A 1,044-nucleotide genomic window follows, 5' to 3' on the forward strand; every position below is an offset into this window, starting at 1 on the left:
TAAACCCGAGTGATTTGCGCGGCCGGTTATTCAGGCTCCAAGCGATCTGATCCAGTTCCTGTTGGGTAAACTGGCTTAAATCCGCTCCCTTGGGCAGGTACTCCCGTAGCAGACCGTTAGTATTCTCATTGATCCCACGTTGCCAGGGACTGTGAGGATCGGCGAAGTAAATCTTCAATCCCGTCCGCTCTTCCAGTCTCTGGTGGTATGCCATCTCTTTACCCTGATCGTACGTCAGGGTCTTGCACAGCTCTTCATCGAATGGCGCGAAAGCACGAGCAAAGCCCTCCAAGGCAGCCGCTGCAGTACAGCCATCCATTTTGGCCAGTACAACCAGTAAGGTCTTGCGGCACACCAGGGTACCTACCGCGGAACGGTTCCCAGCCCCCACGAGGAAGTCACCTTCCCAGTGACCGGGCAACAAGCGCTCATTAGCCTCCGGAGGCCGAACATGGATGCTGGCTATATTCTGAAGCTGACCACGACGATCTGTACCACGCGTACGAGGTCGGCGGGCTCCTCGGCCCTGGCGCAAGAGCGCAACGAGCTCTCGACGCAAAGCCCCCTTGGGGGCGGCATAGATAGCCGTATAAATGGTTTCGTGCGAGACGTGCAAAGTCTGTTGTCCTGGATAGTCCTGTTTTAGTCTGCCAGCGATTTGCTCGGGCGACCACCGAGCCTCCAGCAGTGCACGAACCTTGGCCCATAACAAACCCGCCGGATCCAGCTTGTTCACGCGTCGAACTTTGTATTTCAAGCGGCGAGCACGCTTTCCCGCTCGTAGTGCATCGTACCCGCCAGCTACGCGAGGGCGTCCGATTGGACCGATCTCATACGGTGGCTTATATCCATTACGGCGCAGTTCTCGACAAATCGTGCTGGGAGCCCGGTGCAATGCCTTTGCAATGGCCCTGGCACTTTCTCCCTGCTGTTTCATTGCCATGATGAACCCGCGTTCTTCGGCACTTAGGTGCTCATAAGTTCTTTGCATGCAACAACTTAACCTTTAATTGGTTCGTGTTGCACTTGGCCCTTGAAACCGCC

Annotated in this window: 1 protein-coding gene; it reads right to left on the reverse strand. The window is 55.9% G+C overall.

The annotated features are described in order from the left end of the window. Positions 1-991 (reverse strand): IS30 family transposase (locus H2Z84_RS10235; protein ID WP_181835907.1); only part of this gene is annotated, 991 nt, incomplete at its 3' end. Positions 992-1,044: the final 53 nt, after the last annotated feature.

It is taken from the genome of Aquitalea aquatica, from assembly GCF_013911085.1.
In the GTDB taxonomy this organism is placed as follows: Bacteria; Pseudomonadota; Gammaproteobacteria; order Burkholderiales; family Chromobacteriaceae; genus Aquitalea; species Aquitalea aquatica.